This is a genomic window from Peribacillus kribbensis DSM 17871 (genome assembly GCF_000430765.1).
GTDB lineage: Bacteria > Bacillota > Bacilli > Bacillales > DSM-1321 > Paraperibacillus > Paraperibacillus kribbensis.
The window spans coordinates 1-19993 of the sequence record NZ_AUMQ01000038.1 but is presented as its reverse complement, the minus strand read 5'-3'; the positions used below and the strand labels follow the sequence as shown (position 1 = coordinate 19993).

General features: G+C 45.9%; 23 protein-coding genes. 20 read left to right on the top strand and 3 right to left on the bottom strand.

Features of this window, described 5'->3' with window-relative positions:
- The first annotated feature begins 240 nt into the window (after positions 1-240).
- Positions 241-1365 (top strand): SH3 domain-containing protein, encoded by a 1125-nt coding sequence (locus H539_RS28130; protein WP_035322183.1) that lies wholly within the window; start codon positions 241-243, stop codon positions 1363-1365.
- Between the two features lie 729 nt (positions 1366-2094).
- Here H539_RS28130 and H539_RS31400 read toward each other — a convergent pair.
- The gene (locus tag H539_RS31400; RefSeq protein ID WP_155889969.1) at positions 2095-2238 is read right to left on the bottom strand and encodes a hypothetical protein; all 144 of its coding nucleotides are present in this window, start codon (positions 2236-2238) and stop codon (positions 2095-2097) included.
- 117 nt (positions 2239-2355) lie between these two features.
- On the opposite strand from H539_RS31400, the gene H539_RS31395 reads away from it, so the two are divergent.
- From H539_RS31395 to H539_RS28120, 3 genes are all read left to right on the top strand, one after another.
- A complete protein-coding gene (locus tag H539_RS31395; RefSeq protein ID WP_155889968.1) occupies positions 2356-2532 on the top strand; it encodes a hypothetical protein in 177 nt (58 codons plus the stop codon).
- 432 nt (positions 2533-2964) lie between these two features.
- Positions 2965-3186 (top strand): hypothetical protein, encoded by a 222-nt coding sequence (locus H539_RS28125; RefSeq protein WP_035322180.1) that lies wholly within the window; start codon positions 2965-2967, stop codon positions 3184-3186.
- A gap of 132 nt (positions 3187-3318) precedes the next feature.
- Positions 3319-3573: a hypothetical protein gene (locus H539_RS28120; RefSeq protein WP_051348504.1), complete on the top strand. Its 255-nt coding sequence runs from the start codon at positions 3319-3321 to the stop codon at positions 3571-3573.
- Between the two features lie 56 nt (positions 3574-3629).
- Here H539_RS28120 and H539_RS0108195 read toward each other — a convergent pair whose 3' ends face one another.
- The gene (locus tag H539_RS0108195; protein ID WP_026693114.1) at positions 3630-3935 is read right to left on the bottom strand and encodes a sensor histidine kinase; all 306 of its coding nucleotides are present in this window, start codon (positions 3933-3935) and stop codon (positions 3630-3632) included.
- Positions 3936-4401: 466 nt separating this feature from the next.
- On the opposite strand from H539_RS0108195, the gene H539_RS0108185 reads away from it, so the two are divergent.
- The 16 genes from H539_RS0108185 (at position 4402) to H539_RS0108100 (ending at position 19532) form a co-directional block, all read left to right on the top strand.
- Positions 4402-5949, top strand: a complete 1548-nt coding sequence (locus tag H539_RS0108185; RefSeq protein WP_026693113.1) for an N-acetylmuramoyl-L-alanine amidase family protein — start codon at positions 4402-4404, stop codon at positions 5947-5949.
- A 350-nt stretch (positions 5950-6299) separates the two neighbouring features.
- Entirely contained in the window at positions 6300-7262 is a 963-nt protein-coding gene (locus tag H539_RS0108175; protein ID WP_026693112.1) for a 2-hydroxyacid dehydrogenase, read from the top strand.
- Positions 7263-7448: 186 nt separating this feature from the next.
- Positions 7449-9857 (top strand): Ig-like domain-containing protein, encoded by a 2409-nt coding sequence (locus H539_RS30075; protein WP_051348503.1) that lies wholly within the window; start codon positions 7449-7451, stop codon positions 9855-9857.
- 163 nt (positions 9858-10020) lie between these two features.
- Positions 10021-11001, top strand: coding sequence for a quinone oxidoreductase family protein (locus H539_RS0108165; protein ID WP_026693111.1), 981 nt, complete (start codon positions 10021-10023; stop codon positions 10999-11001).
- Positions 10998-11582: a kinase gene (locus H539_RS0108160; RefSeq protein WP_342664003.1), complete on the top strand. Its 585-nt coding sequence runs from the start codon at positions 10998-11000 to the stop codon at positions 11580-11582. Before H539_RS0108165 ends, H539_RS0108160 begins: the two co-directional genes overlap by 4 nt.
- Positions 11583-11880: 298 nt before the next feature.
- Positions 11881-12678 carry a class I SAM-dependent methyltransferase gene (locus tag H539_RS28105; protein WP_035322175.1) on the top strand — a complete coding sequence of 266 codons (798 nt, stop codon included), beginning with the start codon at positions 11881-11883 and terminating at the stop codon, positions 12676-12678.
- Positions 12675-13214 (top strand): HAD-IIIA family hydrolase, encoded by a 540-nt coding sequence (locus tag H539_RS0108150; RefSeq protein WP_026693109.1) that lies wholly within the window; start codon positions 12675-12677, stop codon positions 13212-13214. Before H539_RS28105 ends, H539_RS0108150 begins: the two co-directional genes overlap by 4 nt.
- Before the next feature lie 14 nt (positions 13215-13228).
- A complete protein-coding gene (locus tag H539_RS31390; RefSeq protein WP_155889967.1) occupies positions 13229-13402 on the top strand; it encodes a hypothetical protein in 174 nt (57 codons plus the stop codon).
- A 15-nt stretch (positions 13403-13417) separates the two neighbouring features.
- Positions 13418-13885 (top strand): NUDIX hydrolase, encoded by a 468-nt coding sequence (locus H539_RS0108140; RefSeq protein WP_026693108.1) that lies wholly within the window; start codon positions 13418-13420, stop codon positions 13883-13885.
- A 550-nt stretch (positions 13886-14435) separates the two neighbouring features.
- Positions 14436-15137 carry a response regulator transcription factor gene (locus tag H539_RS0108130; protein ID WP_026693107.1) on the top strand — a complete coding sequence of 234 codons (702 nt, stop codon included), beginning with the start codon at positions 14436-14438 and terminating at the stop codon, positions 15135-15137.
- On the top strand, positions 15138-16067 hold the full coding sequence (locus tag H539_RS0108125; RefSeq protein WP_026693106.1) for a sensor histidine kinase: 930 nt from the start codon (positions 15138-15140) through the stop codon (positions 16065-16067).
- 100 nt (positions 16068-16167) lie between these two features.
- Complete coding sequence (locus H539_RS0108120; protein WP_026693105.1) at positions 16168-17091, top strand: ABC transporter ATP-binding protein; 924 nt, start codon at positions 16168-16170, stop codon at positions 17089-17091.
- Positions 17084-17758, top strand: coding sequence for an ABC transporter permease (locus H539_RS0108115; protein ID WP_026693104.1), 675 nt, complete (start codon positions 17084-17086; stop codon positions 17756-17758). The genes H539_RS0108120 and H539_RS0108115 overlap by 8 nt, the downstream gene beginning before the upstream one ends.
- 20 nt (positions 17759-17778) lie before the next feature.
- The gene (locus H539_RS0108110) at positions 17779-18231 is read left to right on the top strand and encodes an ASCH domain-containing protein (protein ID WP_026693103.1); all 453 of its coding nucleotides are present in this window, start codon (positions 17779-17781) and stop codon (positions 18229-18231) included.
- A gap of 129 nt (positions 18232-18360) precedes the next feature.
- Entirely contained in the window at positions 18361-18684 is a 324-nt protein-coding gene (locus tag H539_RS0108105; protein WP_026693102.1) for a helix-turn-helix domain-containing protein, read from the top strand.
- Complete coding sequence (locus tag H539_RS0108100; RefSeq protein WP_035322170.1) at positions 18681-19532, top strand: IS3 family transposase; 852 nt, start codon at positions 18681-18683, stop codon at positions 19530-19532. Before H539_RS0108105 ends, H539_RS0108100 begins: the two co-directional genes overlap by 4 nt.
- 246 nt (positions 19533-19778) lie before the next feature.
- On the opposite strand, the gene H539_RS28100 is transcribed toward H539_RS0108100, so the two are convergent.
- The coding region (locus H539_RS28100; RefSeq protein ID WP_035322168.1) for an IS3 family transposase at positions 19779-19993 on the bottom strand (215 nt) is incomplete at its 5' end.

The following is a 19993-nucleotide window of genomic DNA, read 5'->3' as shown; positions in this document are numbered from 1 at the left end:
ATTTTTTTGTGAGATTTATTTACAAACTATAAACTCGTATTGTGAATGTTGAATATAGAGTAGGAAGGGCCTTGATTAAATTGTCCCTCTCTGCTCATGGGTTAAAGACTACTAGAGAACCTATGTCTTTCGATTCAATTTCCGCCAGTTTCTAGCATATTAGTAGACTAAAGCTGCCAAATCTTCTAACTTGATAAGTAGATTGCTAACATTCGAAAACTACTACAGGAGGAGAACAAAATGTCGCAGAAGTCTTTACGGAAGAACGTTACGAAAGGCGTCCTGGCAGCTGCCATTCTTGGAGGGAGCCTGATGAGCCCGGAACTTCCGTTTTCTAAGTCACACTCTAACAGCGTGCAGGCTGCTACAGTCACCTATACGGTCACAGCATCAAGCCTGATTGTCCGCTCAGGGGCGGGAACCAATTATGCGAGGCTCGGAAGCCTGCCAAAAGGAACCAAGGTCCAGGGACTGGAAAAGCTCAGCAATGGCTGGGTCAAGATTACATATCAAGGAAAAACCGCTTATGTAAGCGGACAATACTTAAAAGCAGCTGCAGCTCCTGCAGCGTCAACATCCTATTATATCGTTACAGCAGATGTCCTGAATATCCGCTCCGGTGCAGGTACGAACTATAAACTGATCGGGAAGTTTACAGAAGGCTCAAAAGTCACTGTCACCCAAAAGCTCAGCAATGGCTGGTCAAAGGTGAGCTTTTCCGGCAAAATCGGCTATGTCAGCTCTCAGTATCTCAAGCCTTACAGCTCTGGCTCCACCGCTTCTAAGAGAATCAATGTTCCGCTGATTTCCCAGCGACCTGAGCTTCCAAGCGGATGTGAGGCGACTGCTCTGACAATGGCGCTGAATTATTATGGAATCAAGGTCAGCAAAACCACCATCGCCAACAAGCTGCCGCGCGATACAACGAAGCTGGTCCGGAATTCCAACGGCTCAATCAAGATCTGGGGAGATCCGGATGTAGGATTTGTCGGTACGCCGTTTGGCAATGGCTATACCATCAACCCGGGACCACTGAAACGAGTGCTGGATTCCTACCGCAGCGGCGGCGTCAATTTAACCGGCAGAAGCTTCTCTGAAGTGGAATCATATGTACTAAAAGGAAAACCGGTACTAGTCTGGTTCACCATTAACTACAAGATGCCGAACAAGAGAACCTGGAAAACCAACGCCGGCAAGACCATCAACGCACCAACACCGCTTCACTGCATTACCGTAACCGGCGTCGATGCCAACTATGTCTACTTTAATGACAGCGAAGCCAATAAAAAGGACGTAAAGCTGTCCAAGTCGGCCTTCACCAGTGTGTACAATGCAATGGGCAAAAAGGCGCTGGTTGTAAACTGACCAGAGCAATAGGGTAAAATAAAGCAGGCGGAGATAAACAAATCGTTTTCTCCACCTGCTTTTGTTGTGTTCGGCGGGTTTCTCCATCTAGGACGTACCCGAGCGGAGAAATAGAGGGAGAAATTCCCCTTAATTCATCAAGTTGACTAAAAAGAGCTTAAATAAAGGGAGGAATTCCCTTTATTTACTTAAAAAATCCGAAGATGAGGTAAATTTAATACCATAACGGTAAAAACTCCCTTTATTCTTCTCGAAATGAGATACATTTTTGATATAGCGGGAAAATCTCCCCTTATTTTGGTTAGCGAATCAAGGACTTTTATTAAACACTTACAAGGGGCTGGTTGTAAACCTGACCGGAGCTATAGGGTAAAATAAAGCAGGCGGAGATAAACAAATTGTTTTGTTGAGGTTCGACTGGCTTCTTCATCTAGGATGCACCCGAGCGAATAAATAAGGGGAGAAATTCCCCTTAATTCATCAAGTGGCCTAAAACCAGCCTAAATAAAGGGAGGAATTCCCTTTATTTACCTAAAAAATCCGAAAATGAGGTAAATTTAGTACCATAACGGTAAAAACTCCCTTTATTTTTCTCGAAATGGGATCCAGTTTTGATATAACGGGAAAATCTCCCCTTATTTTGGTTACCGAATAACCCTAATTAAAAAAGGGATTGAGTTTTACCTCAACATTCAAGCTTCATTTTGAAATGTAAAGTCAGACAGTCCCTTAATCTTTAGAATAAAACTCCGGATCATTATGATCCACAATCCCCATATTCTCTGTTTCCGTATTATCCAGCTCCATGCTCAATTCATAATTAAATTCCTTGTCGTCGATCAGATTCTGAAAGATTCTTTTTAAAGGATTCATATGCCCACCCCGGTACTTGATATATACAACCAGTATGTCTAAACACGGGGTTATTTATGCCAGAGATCCATCTGGTGTTATTCAAGTTACAGATAAATAAAAAAAGGTGGTAATAGCATGATCAAGTATTTAAGAGGCTCTGGGCTGGCTTCCCTTGTATCTTCTGTTATTTTGTATCTTGGCTTTAGTTATTCATTTGAGCCGAGCGGGCCGAATGAGGATCAATCCGGTGAAATGACTATGAACCTATCATACTCATGTTTACCGTATATCATTTGTATCAGCGGGATTTAATTGTATGTTCAATTAAAAAAGTGGAAGGTAAATGTTTGGTACGGAATCTTGCTTTTTCTCGTTCTGGGAGCCTTGATGGGAACCCTGGTAGAATGGATAGCCGACTTGATATTTTTCCGTTATTTTTGCTGCCTGCGAGAGCAGGATCCATTGCGTTCTACTTAAGTACCTTTATAAAAAGTAGAATTTTAACTAGTATCATGTGTCTTCTTCCTTTAACTGCGTTTTTTCCTTTTATAGAGACTTGGAATTAGGTACTCCGATTTTGCTGTTTGGAACAAGGTTCCCTCGCTTTCCGCAAGGTCACACCTGTCCTGAAAAAAATTTCTTCTCTATAATTCCAAAAGAAAAAATCACGCTGAAATAATCCTGAAACAAACCATGGCTATACTATCCATATACCATCCTTTACGAACAGAAAGGGGAAGAAATATGCTGAATATGAAAAAGAAGATCATAGGGACAAGTCTCGGAGCAATGGTAGCTCTAGGGTCACTTGGAATCTCTGCTTATGCTGCTGATAATCAGAAGCTGGATAAAAACCAGCTGAAGCAGGAGGCGGCCAAGCAGGGGGTCAGTGTCAAGGAATTGAGGGGAAAGCTAAAGGCAGAGCGCACAGCAGACAGAGAAGCAAAACTCAAGGCGATTGCTTAAAAGAAAGGCATCAGTCTTGAGGAATTAAAGAAGAAGCGTGAGGAGCTTAAAAAGCAGGCTGCTGAAAAGGGCATCACGGTAAGAAAATGGAAGGCCGAGCTTAAGAAAGAGCATAAGGCCAAGCGTGAGCAATTGCTGAAAAAGACAGCAGAAAAAAAGGGCATTACCGTTGAAGAATTAAAAAAACAGATTGCTTCCCTTAAGGAACAGGCGAAAAAACAGGGAATTACGGTCAAGGAATGGAAAGCAAAGCTGAAGGCCGAACATAAAGAAAAACGTGAAGAGCTTCTCAAACAGGCGGCTGAAAAGAAAGGCATCACAGTCGACGAATTAAAGAAGCGGCGCCAGGAGCTGAAAGAGCAGGAAAGGCTAAGGGCATCTCTGTAAAAGAACTGAAAAAGCAGCTAAAGGCTGATCGAAAATAATATAAAAACAAGCTGCCCTCAAGGATGGGGCAGCTTGTCTGTTTTAACAGGGATCTGAAAGGTGAAAATGGCCTCTTCCGATGTGGATGCAGCCTCGATGCTTCCGCCCATTAACCCTACCAGCTGCCTGGTGATGGCAAGGCTGAGCCCGCTTCTCTCCCTGTGGGAAGAACGGGAGGATTCCTCAGTATAAAATCTCTCCCATATATGGGGCAGGACATCCGGGGCAATGCCGCCCCCTGTATTGCGGATTTCCACCAACAATTGCTGGTGAGAGAGTCTGGAATACAGGCTGATACGGCCCTTCTCTATGGCGGATCGCATTGTCGAGGAGGTTGAATAAAATCTGGTTCATTCTCTCAGTGTCAATCTCTGCAGCTTCCTGGTCTCCCTTGAAGGATAGCTCAAGGGAAATCTCCTTTTCCTGCATCCGGACATAAAGGCTTTCGGCCGCATCCCGCACAAAAGCTTCCCACACTACAGGCTGCGGCTTCAGCTAAAGTTTTCAGGAATAATATGGACAATCATAGAGAATCTCCTATTTTTGATTCTATTATACGCGTTAAATATTTCAGATTGATGAACAAGGTCTTTTCTCAAAAATTTACAAAATATCACAGGATTATTTCAATTTTATTACAATTTATCTTATCTCTAAAATTAACCTAAACATTTACCCTAATTACCCGATGATTAAACTGTTGCTGCCGTTATAACCAGGGCACACATCTCCTGAATAACTATGAAACTTTGTCATTGGAAAAACGAAAAGAAAGGTGGCAGCAAACTTTTGAAGAATATAGCAAAGCTGACAGTATCACTATCCTTATTGAGTTCATTCGCTTTTTATAATATTGGCAGTGCATCAGCAGCCACACAGATGAAGGTCAATGCAAGCTCTCTTAATATTAGGCAGAATCCAGGTTCAAACTATAAAGTTGTGGGCAGTTTAAAGAACAATCAAATTGTGACCATCCTCGGCCAGCAAGGCACTTGGACAAAGGTTCCCAACGGAAAATCAACCGGCTGGGTGTCCTCCCAATACCTTAAAGCTTATACGGCACCAGCAGCAAATGCGACAGGCACCACATATTATGTAACAGCCACGTCCCTGAATGTGCACAGCTCGGGAACCTCTAAAGCTTCCGTCGTCACAACCGTGAAGAAAGATGAAGCAGTAACGGTTACTGAGAAAAAGGGCACATGGGCAAAAATCAAGACGGCCTCAGGAAAAACAGGCTGGGTATCTTTATCATATTTAACGACAAAAGCCCCTGCCAAGCCTGCAGCCGCATTCAAGCCAGCGACTGCAGCAGCGGCATCTGGCACAAAATATTATGTAACAGCCACTTCCCTGAGTGTGCGAAGCTCTGGAACCACCAAAGCTTCTGTCGTCACAACTATAAAGAAAAACGAAGCAGTGACTGTTTACGAGAAAAAAGGCACATGGGCAAGACTCAAGACAGCCTCAGGAAAAACAGGCTGGGCATCTCTGAGTTATTTAACCACAAAAGCCCCTGCCAAGCCGGAAGCTGTATCTAAGCCGGCCCCGGCAGGAACGAAATATTATGTCAAAGCGTCTGCGCTGAATGTCCGCACCTCAGCATCGCTCACAGCTTCCGTCACCACCACGGTCAAGCATAATGAAGCAGTAATGGTCTACGAGAAGAAGGGTACATGGGCAAGAATTCAAACATTCGCTGGAAAAACAGGCTGGGTTTCTCTCTCTTATCTAACGACAGCTGCTCCTTCTGCAGCTTCAAATCCGGCAGCCGCTTCATCTGCTGCTAAAAAAGCTTTGTCAGGAAGAGTATTCGTAGTAGATCCAGGGCATGGAGGCGTCGATGTAGGAGCTGTAGGGAAAAATTCTTACGAAAAAACCATCAACCTAAAGACAGCAAACGAGCTGAAGGCACTGCTTACAGCAGCAGGAGCGAAGGTTATCATGACAAGAACCACCGATACTCAGAGGAAGCCGGAGCTGAGCGAGCGAACAGCGATCAGCAACAAGTATAAACCGGATGCCTTCATCAGCATCCACACCAATTCCGGTTCATCTGCAGCATCAGGGGTAGAGACCTACTACCACACAGGCTATGTGAACGAATCAGAGCTTGCAAGGGACATCCAGTCCGAGCTCGTCAAAGCAACCGGAATGAAAGACCGCAAAGCCCAGACAGAGAATTTCTATGTCGTAAAATACAACCATATGGCGGCGGTCCTTGTGGAAGTCGGCTTCATCTCCAACCCGTCCGAAGAAAAACTGCTCAACACCACAGCGTACCAGAAAAAAGCTGCACAGGGCATTTTTAACGGGCTGGTTAAGTTTTATCAATAAGTTTAATTTTAGAGAGGCTTCTCTTGAAGGGATTGAACATCCTTTTGAGAGAGCCTTTTTTTTATATCACCGAAAAAAGATCATATAGACATAATTTAAAGCGGACAGTGGTGCACCTCGATCAGCCGAGATCAAATAGCTAAAGACCGCTCAGCCCGGGAGCCTGGGTATCCGGGGGCCCCATTATGAACCAGGGCCAACTAGACTCCATTCCGGAATACTGAAAACTGGCCAGAATTAAGGAGCCCGCCATCCCTATGGAGGAGAAGTGCTGTCTCATGTAGAATTTAAAAAGGACCCGGAGCAGGCAGGGCATGCCTGTTCTTATCCATTGGAAGGGAGCGGCTTGGATGAGACCAAGAGTATATATAACAAGAAGACTTCCAGATGCAGTGTTATCGAGTATTGAAGCAGAATGTGAAATCAGAATGTGGAATGAGTCCGATATCCCGGTGCCCCGTGAAGTGCTCGAAAAAGAAATCGTGAATGCGGACGGCCTGTTCTGCCTTTTGACCGAATCGATAGACAGGGCCCTGCTGGAGAAGGCAGAAAAGCTGAAGGTTGTTAGCAATATGGCCGTCGGATATAACAATATCGATATAGAAGCAGCCAAAGAAAAAGGAATCACGGTAACCAATACACCCGGGGTTTTAACAGAGACAACCGCCGACCTGACCTTTGCCCTTATGATGGCAGCAGCGAGAAGAATCGTGGAATCCTCGGATTACCTGCGGAACGGAAAATGGCAGACCTGGTCCCCCATGCAGCTGACCGGGCAGGACATCTATGGCGCGACCCTTGGGATTATCGGCATGGGAAGAATCGGGGCATCACTGGCAAAGAGGGCGAAAGGCTTTGATATGAAGATCCTTTATCACAATCGGAGCCGAAAGGAAACGATCGAACAGGAGCTGGACATCCGATTCGAAGAGCTTGACAGCCTGCTGGAAAAATCTGATTTCATTTGTATCCTGACTCCGTACACACCTGAAACCAAAAACCTCATCGGAGAGCGTGAACTTTCCTTGATGAAGAAGACCGCTGTTCTCATCAATACGGCGCGCGGCGGAATCGTCAATGAACACGACTTATACCATGCTTTAAAGGAAGGAGAAATATGGAGTGCAGGCCTTGATGTATTTGAAGAGGAACCCGTCGCTTTAGATCATCCACTGCTCACCCTGCCCAACGTCACTGCCATCCCCCATATTGGCAGTGCCAGCATCCAGACACGCACCCGCATGGCAGAACTGGCGGCAGAGAATCTTTTGTTGGCGTTAAAGCAGAGAACGCCTAAGCATGTGGTGGTATAGAATAATAGTAAAACAGGGCTGTCCTTTAAGGGCGGCCCTTTCACTTGCAGCTTGCATATAAACAATGGCGGTTTTACGCCGATAATATACAAAAATAATAGAAACAGAGGTGTCAAACCTAAAACAATCATTCTGCCCTTTTTCAGTCACCCAGGATTATGGACGTTTTAATAGGGAGGATTAAAAATGAAAGTAAAATGGCAGATTCCATTTATTCTAGTAATCTGTTTATCAGCATGTACACTTTCTTTTACTATAAGAGCCCATGCAAATGGGACAAGCCTGGGGGAGTATCATGCCTCCGGGGAAGAACAGATGACGGACAGAGTAATAGTCCGTTTTAAGGATACACCGACCGCGGCCGATACAAAGGGCTTGGCTGTCGAGGACAAGCAGGTAGGCAGCAAGCAGACCATTTCCATCCATGTACCAAAAGGCAGGGATGCCGAGCAGGTGGCTGACAGCCTTGAAGCCAGGAAGGATATCGTTTCCGCAGAGCCGGATTATATGATAAAAGCGAATTACGTTCCAAATGACCCTTTTTATGCGTATCAATGGCACCTTCCGGCAATTCATGCCCAGCAGGCCTGGGACAGGACAAAGGGTGCCGGTATTAAGGTCGCTGTGCTGGATGCGGGCTTTGATATATACCAGGAGGATCTGGCAGGAAATATCGTTGCCTCTTATAATGCGGTCACCAATGACAGAGATGTTCCGGTGAGCGATCATGGGACTCACGTGGCCGGAATCATTGCGGCCTCCATGGATAATAAAAAAGGGTTGGACGGGATTGCCCCCGATGCTAAAATTCTCGCCATCAATGTTTTTACAGGAGATGGCGCCTATACCTCTGATGTTATCGAAGGCATTTATTATGCGGTTGCCCAAGGCGCAAAAATCATCAATATGAGTCTGGGAAGCTATCAGTATTCTGATGCGTTTAACCAGGCGATTCAATATGCCTATCAACACGGTGTCCTTATCGTAGCAGCCGCCGGCAATGATACATCAAGCAGCAGCAGCTACCCGGCATCCTATGACAATGTCATTTCGGTAAGCTCTACAGACAGATACAACAATCCCTCCACGTTCTCCAATTATGGAAAGAATGTGGATATAGCGGCACCCGGCACATCCATTGCTTCCACACTGCCTGGAAATGAATATGGCTACATGAGCGGCACCTCAATGGCTTCACCGGTTGTAGCAGGTGCTGCGGCCCTCGTCTGGGCAAGAGATCCCAGTCTCACGAATGATGAGGTGGCAAACCGGCTCTTTTCAACGGCTGATGACCTGGGGGCCCCGGGCAAGGACTGGTTTTATGGAAACGGCCTTGTCGATGCTGAAAAAGCCATTTTCATAAAAGAAATTTCGTCTCCTGTCCTTAATGAGATTTCGGATCAGACAACCATCATCACCGGCAGGGCAGAGCCAGGAGCGACAGTAACCATCCAGACATCCGGCGGTACATGGAAAGCAAGCGCTGATGCGAATGGGAATTTTTCAATAGGAGTACCAAAACTGGCCGCTGGAACAACCGTCCAGGTCACAGCAGCTGATGCAGCCGGCAATGAAAGCAAGACGGTCACTGTCAAGGTAAAGGATCAAACGCCCCCTGCCGCGCCGATCGTGAATGTATTCTCCGATAAGGACAGTACTCTTACAGGAAAAAGCGAACCGGGTGCTGCGATTCAGGTAAAAGCGGGCACTTCCATTTATAAATCAGTATCAACGGACACTGGCAGCTTTACGATGGTTATTCCAAGGCAAAAGGCAGGTACAGTTCTTGAAGTTACAGCGAGTGATAAAGCCTTGAACACAAGCGCAGTAACAAAAGTTATTGTAAAAGACAAAACACCTCCTGCACCGCCTGTAGTGAACTTAATTTCTAACAGAGACAGCCGTCTTACAGGCAAGAGCGAACCAGGGTCGACGGTTCAGGCAAAAGCGGGCACTACCGTTTATCAAGCAGTATCAACGAATACAGGCAGCTTCACGATTGCCATCCCGAAGCAAAAGGCCGGCACCATCTTCGAAATTTCAGCGAGTGACAAGGCCTTGAATACGAGCGCAGTAACAAAGGTCATTGTAAAAGATCAAACGCCGCCGCCGATTAAAATTAACAAAATATACAATACAGCCTCCTTTATTACAGGAAGCACAGAAGGATACGCATCAGCCGCTGTAAAAATCGGCACAAAAACGTATACGGCCAAAGCAAATGCGGCTGGCAGCTTTACCATCTCCATTCCCCGCCAAAAGGCGGGAACGATCATTTATTATTACGCCAAAGATGCAGCAGGCAATCAAAGCAGTGTGTATAAAACACCTGCAGCAAAAGCTATTCCTGCACAGCCAAGGCTGAATCAGGTGTGGAGCACATCCAGCACCGTCAGCGGACAGGCGGCCGCACATTCTGCTATTGAAATCAAAATCAATGGCAAAACCTATAAAACAACTGCCGATAAAAACGGCAAATTCAAAAGGTCCATATCACCGCAAAAAGCCGGCACAAAACTATACGCAGCCGCAATGGATTCTGCAGGTACCCGCAGCGCCTCTGCAGTAATCATAGTAAAGCAGTCCTCTCGCTGAGGGCTGTTTTTTTATGGAATAGGAGGAGGAATCTCGGAGGTCGACCAGGTTATATCCCGGCAAGAAATAAGATTCGCTTATACACCCATATAAAATATTGCAATTACCCCATAATATGGTTGATGAAATATACTGGAAGTAACAGTAAAAAGGGGGAGAGAGTATGAAAGCAGTCTTAGTTACGGAATATGGCGGTCCGGAGGTCTTGAAATATGCTGAAGCTGACCGGCCTGAGATCAGTCCTGATCAGGTACTGATCCAGGTGGAGAAGACTTCCGTGAATTATGCGGATATCAACTCGCGGTATGGAAAAAAGGGGAAAGGGAAGCTTCCCTATATTCCGGGGCTTGATACGGCGGGGCTGATTGTGGAGAGAGGTGCCAATGTCAGCCATTTTGAAATTGGCCAGAGGGTCATCGCTTTTCCGGCCTCAGGGTCCTATGCGGAGTATGCAGCAGCTAATAAGAATCTTACTTATGCCATTCCAGATGGACTTTCTTTTGAAGAAGCCGCTGCCTGTCCGACGGTATCGTTTTTGTCTTATAAGCTGCTGCAGGATCTTGCCCGGATCCAGAAAGGCGAAACGGTTTTGGTTCATGCAGCTGCAGGGGGCGTGGGGACTACAGCGATCCAGCTTGCAAACATTTTGGGAGCGGGAAGGGTAATCGGGACAGTCGGGAATGCTGGCAAGGCGGAAATCGCCAGGGAGGCTGGGGCGGATCAGGTGATTTGCTATGAAAATGAACCTTTTGCCGAAAAAGTAATGGAGTGGACCGATGGAAAAGGCGTCGATATTATCCTCGATTCCATCGCAGGACGGGTGACCGAGGAGAGCCTGGACTGCCTGGCTCCATATGGGCGTCTCATTCATTTCGGTAATTCCGGCGGAGCGCCGGGAACCATCTTGACCAAGGACCTCCATTCGAGCTGCCGTTCTGTCCTAGGATTCAGCCTTGGCACGACCAGAAAGCAGCGGCCGGAAATCCTCCAGGAAACAGCCGCAAAGGTTCTGGCTCTTTTAGCGGAAGGCAGGCTGCAAATGAAAATTGGCCGTCATTTTGCTCTAGAAGAGGCAGCCGAGGCTCATCGATGGGTTGAAAGCCGGAAAAGTACAGGCAAGGTCATTTTGGACGTCAAGGGGTGATTCAAATAAAGGAGCTAATCGAGAGCATTCATAGATTACACAAATCGGGAAGAACCATTATCGGCATCGACGGCCTCAGCCGTTCAGGGAAAAGCACCCTGGCCTGCAGGCTGGTATGGGAGCTGCAGGATGTTCCTGTTGTCCTTCTTCATATCGACGATTACATACAACAACGGGAAAAGCGCTATAACACCAGCCGGGAGCCATGGTTCGAGTATTATGGCCTGCAGTGGGATGTGGAGGGCCTGCGGAATGATTTATTCGAAAAGCTGAAAAAAGAGGATAAGCTTTCTCTTTTTAAATATGATGGAGAAAACGACTCCTTAGTTGAACAAACGATCCAGCTTCCGGATCAAGGCGTGATCCTCATTGAAGGCGTTTTCCTGCAGCGCGAGGAATGGAAGAGCTTCTTTGACTTTATCGTATTTTTAAAGAGTGATAGAGACACAAGGTTTGCCCGGGAGAGCACTGATGCCCAGGGTGATATGCAGAAATTTGAGACACGGTATTGGAAGGCTGAAGACTATTATATAAGAGAGGTGGAGCCGGAAAAGAATGCTGGCTTGGTTTTAGAGAATTAGAGGGAATTTATAATGTGGAGCTTGCCGCGAAACAGCGACGATTATGAGCAAATCAGAGTCTTTAATCAAATGTTTGAATAATGCGAGAACCAGCATCAAAACAGCGTTTCTGGATTAATTAAACGATTGATTAACTGAATCCTGTACCCGTTCAGCTTTACGATTCCATGGGATGATTGAGAAAATATCTGGCTTTCTTTAAAAATATCAAGGCTGCAGAAATCAAGTAAGAAAATAAAAAGGGTTTTTGTCTGCCATGCCGAATGAGTATGAGTGAATATTTTTAAGGAGACATAAAATGAACGCAGAGCAAACGACCCTACAATATAAAAATTCAGGAAATTTGGATGACCGGATCCAATTTCATCAAACATACAGTCTGAATCCAAAAGACTGGCATGTCTGGCTTTTTGAATCCTATCACATTCCGTCTCATGCCCGAATATTAGAGCTGGGCTGCGGAAACGGCGCCGTCTGGGCGAAAAACAAAGACCGAATTCCTGAAAGCTGGGATATCACCCTTTCGGATTTTTCCACCGGGATGCTGGCAGATGCCAAGAAGAATATAGGTGAAGCAGCGAACATAGATTTTCAGCAGCTGAATGCCGCAGACATCCCTTTTGCAGACCACTCCTTTGATGTGGTCATGGCAAACCATATGCTTTATCATGTTCCTGACCGAAAAAAGGCACTACAGGAAATAAAAAGAGTACTGAGGCCTGGAGGAGTATTGTATTCATCGACAAATGGAGTAACACATATGGCAGAACTTAATGAGTGGGTTGCTGAATTTGATTCTGAGCTGAGGTTTCCTTCCACCTATGAGCATGCCGTACAGTATGGCCTGGAAAACGGGCGGGAGCAGCTCGAGGGATTTTTTCCGGAAGTGGACCTGCTCTTATATGAAGATGGGATGGCCGTACCCGATACCGATGCCGTGATCCGCTATATCTTATCCGCCGGAATTCTAAACGACTATTTAACTGGTGAAAAACTGGCTTCTTTCAAGGGATTTCTTGAAACCAAACGAACACTTGGCGGAGGGATATTGAAGATTACCAAATCCTCCGGCCTCTTTGTGGCACGAACAAAATGAAGGATATTCAGGCTGTTTTTATAGACAGAGATGGAACCATCGGCGGCGGAGATGGTGTCATCTATCCGGGAAAGTTCAGGCTTTTTCCGTTCACCTCTTATGTGATGCAAGAACTAAAGCAGAGAGGGCTGCTGCTTTTATCGTTTACCAATCAGCCGGGAATTTCTAGAGGCGAGGCGTCCAGCCGCGACTTTGAAAAAGAGCTGCTCAAATTTGGTTTTGATGACGTGTATATCTGCCCTCATGATCCGGAGGATGGCTGTGCCTGCCGCAAGCCCCAGGTCGGGATGCTGAAAGAAGCAGCCCAAAAGCACAGGTTAAATCTTGGAAATTGTGTGGTGATCGGCGACCGCTGGAAAGACATGGAGGCTGCGGGACAGGCGGGCTGCCTGAAGATCCTGGTGCTGACAGGGGCCGGGAATGAAGCGTACAAAAGATATGTCAATGAGGAATCCTCCGGCGCAGCTCAGCCGGATTATATTGCCGAGGATTTAACGCAGGCCCTTGAATTTTTAGAAGAAATCATGGATAGCTGATGGGAGGGAAAAGGGTGTTTACCGTAATAAGCTTCCTGGCCATTTGGGCCGTCTTATTTCTCGTCGTTAGATTGTTCAGCTTTCTGGCAGGAACATGGAGCCCCTTCGGAAAAACCTACTGGAAAAAAGATGTGATCATCACGCTTGCCCAGAGTGTGGTTATTTTACTGCTGCTTGAAATCATGTAATAAAAAGGAGAGCGTATGGATTATATAAACAAGCTGCGATCGATGGTGGGCTGCGAAAAAGTCATTATGGTATGTGCCGGAGCCTTCGTGTTCAATGAAGAAAATGCCCTCCTGCTTCAGCAGAGATCCGACAATCAGCAATGGGGACTCCCTGGCGGTTTTATGGAAATCGGTGAAACCCTCGAAGAAACCGCATACCGCGAGGTCTACGAAGAAACCGGCCTGAAACTTGGGGAGCTCGAGCTCTTCGGCATCTATTCAGGCCCCCAATACGACAAAACCTTCGCAAATGGCGACCAGGCATCACTGGTTCAAGTCATCTTCACCTGCGAAAAGTACGAAGGAAACCTGGCCAGCCCCAGCCCAGAAACCGCCGCCACCGCCTTCTTCAAACTGGACCAACTGCCCCAGCCCCTATTTACCGACCACATCGCATTCATTGAAGAAATGCTTACAAAGCGGGAGCAGATCTCTCATATATAGAATGGAAAGAAGGAGCATCGTGGCATGCTCTTTTATTTTGAGTGGGATGAATGCGGATATTGGTTGGAATGCTGGGGTGTTGGAAAGCGGCGGACTATCCTTCTCAGGAGAATCAAGACATAGACCAGCGCCCTCTTCGTCCGGTCCAGCGTCTGCATGCGCTGATTTCATAGAAACGTGCGCGATAATGGGAGGAACATGCGCGATTTTTTCGTAACCATGCTCGATAGTGCCTGGATGATGCTCGGTTTCGAAAGAATCATGCTCGAACCAGGGAATGAAGCCTAAATTAAGAAAAAGTGCAGGTGCCGGCCAGCACGGCATTTTGTTTAAAAAAGCATGCGCTATTTTCATAGAAACATGTGCGATAATGGGAGGAACATGCGCGATTTTCCCGGGATCACGCTCGATATCTCGGGAGGATGCTCGAGTTTCATAGAATCATGCTCGAAACCCCCGGATAAGCCCCAAACACAGGCTCATCAGCTGGCTCAGCAAGCAGTAAATCAAACATACATAATCTATTAAGAAAACGAAAGGAGGACACCTCATGCCAAATAAAATTCTGCTAGTGGAGGATGACACAGCCATCAGTGAAATGGTTTCGACTCAGTTTGTAAAAGAGGGGTTTGATGTAAAGGCGGTTTTTGATGGGGAGGAGGCCTTGCGGACTTTCTGGGAGGGAGCGTTTGATTTGATTCTCCTGGATTTGATGCTGCCGAAGCTGAATGGAATGGAGTTTTTGAAGAGAGTCCGGGAGAAGAGCTCCGTGCCGATTTTAATTATGTCGGCAAAGGATGGAGATCTGGATAAGGCTCTTGGTCTCGGTTTTGGGGCAGATGATTATATTGCGAAGCCTTTTTCGATGATTGAGCTGGTTGCCCGGGTGAAGGCGGCGATCAGGAGGGCGACGAGCTACTCGCAGCAAAAGCCCTCCCAGGAAGAAAGAAGGACCCTTGCTGTCGGGGATTTAATCCTCGATCTGGACAATTTTTCGCTGGAAAAGCAGGGGAAGGACATTAAGCTGACATCAAAAGAGTTCCAAATTCTCAGGCTATTTCTGTCTCATCCGAACCGGGTCTATACGAAGGCACAGATCTACAGCATCGTGTGGGAGGATGAATATTATGGAGATGAGAATGTCATCAATGTGCATATGAGGCGGCTCCGTGAAAAAATTGAGGAACAGCCTTCCCAGCCCCGCTATATTAAAACGCTGTGGGGCATCGGCTATAAACTGGGGGACCTTTAGATGACGATCATTCTAGCGGGAGTACTGGTCCTGCTTCTCGCTTTTATATTCATTCAATATAGAAGGAACCGGCATTACAAAGAAAGTTTGTCCTACATCCAGCAAAAGCTGAAGAAAATCATCGATTCGGATACGGATGAGAAGCTGCTTTTCCACACGGATGATGAAGCGGTGAAATCCATTCTGACAGAAGTGAACCGGCTGCTGGAGCGGAATCAAAAAGCTCAGGCCCACTACAATAAAACCGAGCTGTCCATGAGGAAGATGCTCTCGAATATATCCCACGACCTCAAAACGCCGCTGACCGTTGTCCTTGGCTATGCCGAAATGCTGCAGTCGGAACCGGACCCTAAGGAATCCCGGGTACTTCTCCAAAAGGTGCATACCAAGACCCAGGAGGTTTTAGGGCTGATTCAGAAGTTTTTTTACCTGGCCAAGCTTGAGGCGCAGGATAAGGATATCGCGATCACCCGGATCAATATCAATGAAGTATGCCGTAAGAGCCTGCTGGACTATTATGAACTTCTCACCAGCAAGGATTTTGAAGTGGCGATCGAGCTTCCTCCTCAGGATGTCTACGCGCTCGGAAATGAGGATGAGCTTGGGCGGGTGCTTGGCAATCTTTTGAGCAATGCCATTTCCTATGGAAGTGCAGGAAAAACGGTTGGGATTCAGGTCAGGGAGGATGACCAGTGGATCTTCATGGATGTTTGGGACAGAGGGAAAGGCATCAGTGTCCTTCATCAGGATCTGGTGTTTGAGCGGATGTACACGCTTGAGGACTCGAGAAATAAGCTGTACCAGGGAAGCGGGCTCGGCCTTACGATTTCAAAGCGTCTGGCGGAAGCCATGGGGGGAGGCATCTCCCTAGAAAGCAAACCGTATGAAAAAACCACCTTCACAATAAAGCTGAAAAAAGCCACCTATTGAATCCATTTTCCTTACTTAAGAATTTTGTAAGATTTGATTAATAAAAAAGAAAATTTCAAGGATTAAAATAAAATCAAATAAGACGAAGGGAAGTAAGGAAATGGACTATATCATTAAAACGAATGAATTGACCAAAACCTACAAAGGCCGGGAAGTTGTCTCACGCGTCAACATGAAAGTACGAAAAGGAGAGATTTACGGCTTTCTGGGACCTAATGGCGCCGGCAAGACGACGCTTATGAAAATGCTGACCAATCTGGTGAAGCCCACCAGCGGAGAAATTGAACTGTTCGGAGAAAAGCTGCAGAATGTATCCTACGAAGTTCTTAAAAGAATGGGCAGCATCATTGAATACCCGGCCTTTTACGACAAGCTGACGGCAAGGGAAAATCTGGAGCTGCACTGCGAATATATGGGCTACTATGATTCTAAGGCCATCAACTCCGCTCTGGACCTTGTGAAGCTAAAGGATATTGAACATAAATCGGTCAAGGATTTTTCCCTCGGCATGAAGCAGCGCCTCGGCATTGCGCGGGCCATCATTACGAAGCCTTCGCTGCTGATCCTCGATGAACCCATCAACGGAATGGATCCGGTCGGGATCAAGGAGCTGCGGGATCTGTTTCACATGCTGAGCCGGGAATATGGAATTACGCTGCTGATTTCCTCTCACATCCTGAGGGAAATGGAGCAGATCGCAGATACCATCGGCGTGATCAGCGGAGGGAGGCTCATCCGCGAGGTGTCCATGCATGAAATCAAGGAGCAGAATACCGAGTATATCGAGGTTGTGGTCAATGATCTGCATAAGGCGATTTATGTGGTAGAGGAAGTCCTGCGTTTAAAGAATTTCAAAGTCATGGATGATGAAAAATTAAGGATTTACGATGCTGGCGTCGAGCTTGGGGAGCTTTCAAAAGAGCTGATCCTGCACTCGGTCGTCATAAACGGCATGCACCGGAAAAACTCATCGCTTGAGGACTATTTCCTGAATTTGATCAATGGAGGCGAAATCAGTGCGTAAACTCATAATGCTTGAAATCAAAAAGTTTCAGCTACAAAAATATTGGAAGAATGTCATGATTGCCAATATGGTGGCATTTGTCCTCTTGATTTCCATGAATTTCACAGAAGAAAAATTCGCAGATTATCAGACCGCATTTGCCGCTGTAAGCGTGCTGGTCCGTGCCATCTTTACCATTTTCACCGCAGTAATCATCTCTAAATTGATTATCGACGAATACAGGAGCGGCTCCATTGCCTTAATGTTTATGTATCCGATTCAGCGGAAAAAAATCATCCTATCAAAGCTGATCATCGTGGCTGGTTTTGCTTTCAGCTCCATTTTTCTCTCCACCATCTTTGTGGATGGATTCTACTATCTAGCAAATAGTCTTCTGCACCTGGTTCCTGGACAGCTGACTGCAGAGGTGATTGCGACGAGTGCAAGGGATGCTCTGGTGATCGCTGCAGTCTCCGCAGGAATAAGCCTTATTCCCCTGTACTTCGGCATGAGAAAAAAATCGGTGCCTGCCACCATCGTAACCGCTGTTATTTTAGTATCGTTAACATCTTCAACCATGGGAGAACAGACCGCGTTTTCCTTCATGGCAATTCCGACTGTTCTTGCTATCGTGGGCTTTGCAGCAGCCTGGCTGTCTTTTAGAAACATCGAAAAAGCTGATATCTAATTGAAAAAGGAGTCTTTATGATGAACGAAGCATCACAGCAATATTGGAACACCTACTGGCAGGAGCAGGGGAAGCCGCAGCCGGAAAAAGTCACCGCATGGAGCTTCGGCGGCGAGCCGGACCAGCTGCTGGAACTGGTCGTGAAGGGCATTAAAACCGCCACCTGCTCGGGCTATCTATTTTATAAAAGAGAAAACGAACCGCTGCCGGCAATCGGGGATTACAGCATCGTCCTGAGCAGCGAAGAGGTTCCTTCCGCCATCATCCGTACGACGGAGGTGACCATCCTTCCGATGAACGAAGTGCCCGAGGACTTCGCAGTTGCCGAAGGAGAAGGGGACCGCACCTATGCTTACTGGAAAAGAGTCCACGAGGAATTTTTCACGAAAGAGCTCAAGCCCCTTGGATTGGAATTTAAAGAAGATATGCTTCTTGTCTGCGAGCGCTTTGAGTTAGTGGATGCGAGGGAATGAGGGGAAAGCCGCATGTTCCGACTCAAGTAAAAACCCGCCAAGAGTGATATTATCCCCTTTAAGTAGATAGTGTAAAAAAGCCCAAGATTTTACCTTGGGTGTTACACTCTATTTGGAGGGGATTTTTCTATGGCTAAAAAGGGACAAACTTTTCAAAAGTATACAGAGGAATTTAAGTTGAAAGCTGTTGACATGTACATGAATGGTGAAGGCAGTTACGATTCTCTGTCTGCTCATTTGGGGCTGCGTAGTCCTACTCAGCTAAAAAATTGGGTGAATAAAATTGAGGAAGGTAAGAAACTTAGTGATCAAAGGGGAAAATTGGCTACTGGACGTCTAAAAACCAAGTTTCAAAGTGTAGAGGAAGAACGGGATTATTATAAGGCGCAGGTCGAATACTTAAAAAAGCAATATCCAAATCTTCACGGGCAGGTGAACTCAGAAAAGCAGTGAGATTCGAAATCATTCATGAGATGAAAGGGTCATATCCTATTACCTGGCTTGTTGAAATAGCGGAGGTACATCCATCTGGCTATTACAAATGGATGAAGACAAAGGAGTCTCGTGAAAGAAAAAAGGAAATGGATCAGGATTTAATGGATTTGATGCTCTCCATCCATCTCAAACACAAGGAGTATGGCTATCCAAGAATGGTAGTGGCCCTTAAGGAAGAGGGATGTAAAGTGAATCATAAGAAGGTATATCGATTAATGAAAGGGATGGAAATCCAGCCGGTCATTAGAAAGAAATGGAGATACTTTGGTAAAAAGGGATCCAAAGTGTACCCTAATTTAGTCAACAGGGAATTCAAAGAGAGAAAAGAAAATGAAGTCCTGGTAACGGATATAACCTACATTCCCTTTCAAAATCGTTTTTATTACCTGTCTGTTATACAGGACCTTTATAATAATGAAATCGTTTCATGGAGGCTATCAGACAGAAATAACATGAAACTAGTTTTGGATACTTTGGAGGAATTAAATATAAAAAGAAACGTGCACGGAACCATCCTCCATTCGGATCAGGGATTCCAGTACACGTCTAAGAAATACAACAAACGATTGAGCAAATACGGCATTAAGGGCAGCCACTCTCGCAAAGGAAACTGCCTGGATAATGCCTGCATTGAATCGTTCTTTTCCCACTTCAAAACAGAAATGTTGTATCAAACAGATTGTAAAACAGAGGAAGAATTAAAACAAGCGATAGAGACATTTATATATGAATACAACTATAAAAGGTTCCAAAAACGACTAAACCATCGTGCTCCAATTGAATATCGAATCACGATGGCTGCATAGTCTTTTTAGAGCTGTCTACTTGACAGGGGTAAGTCCAAGAGGCGGGTTTTTTTATAAGGAAAATAAGGGGAGAAATTCCCTCTAAATTCAGAATGGAGCACTTTTCAGGGGAAATAAGGGGAAGATTGGACTTCTGTCAAGAAAGTGGACACTGTTTTTTGAGCTGCTTATTTAGCGAAACTACTACCGCACTTCGTTTGGTAAAGCTTGAAAAGTGACAAGTCCTACACCGGGACTCACCACTTTTTAAGCTAAATGGTTACTTAAGGAGCTCTGTTTCTCTGCTTTCAGAAGATGCTTTCTCTCAAAATTATTGGGAGAACAATAGCCCAAGGTCGAATGTTTCCTTTTTTCGTTATACCTGCTTGTTATATAGTTCGTGATGGACTGGACGGCTTCTTTTCGAGTGGTATATCTTCTGCGATAGATTAATTCCTTTTTGATGGTCGCATGAAAGGATT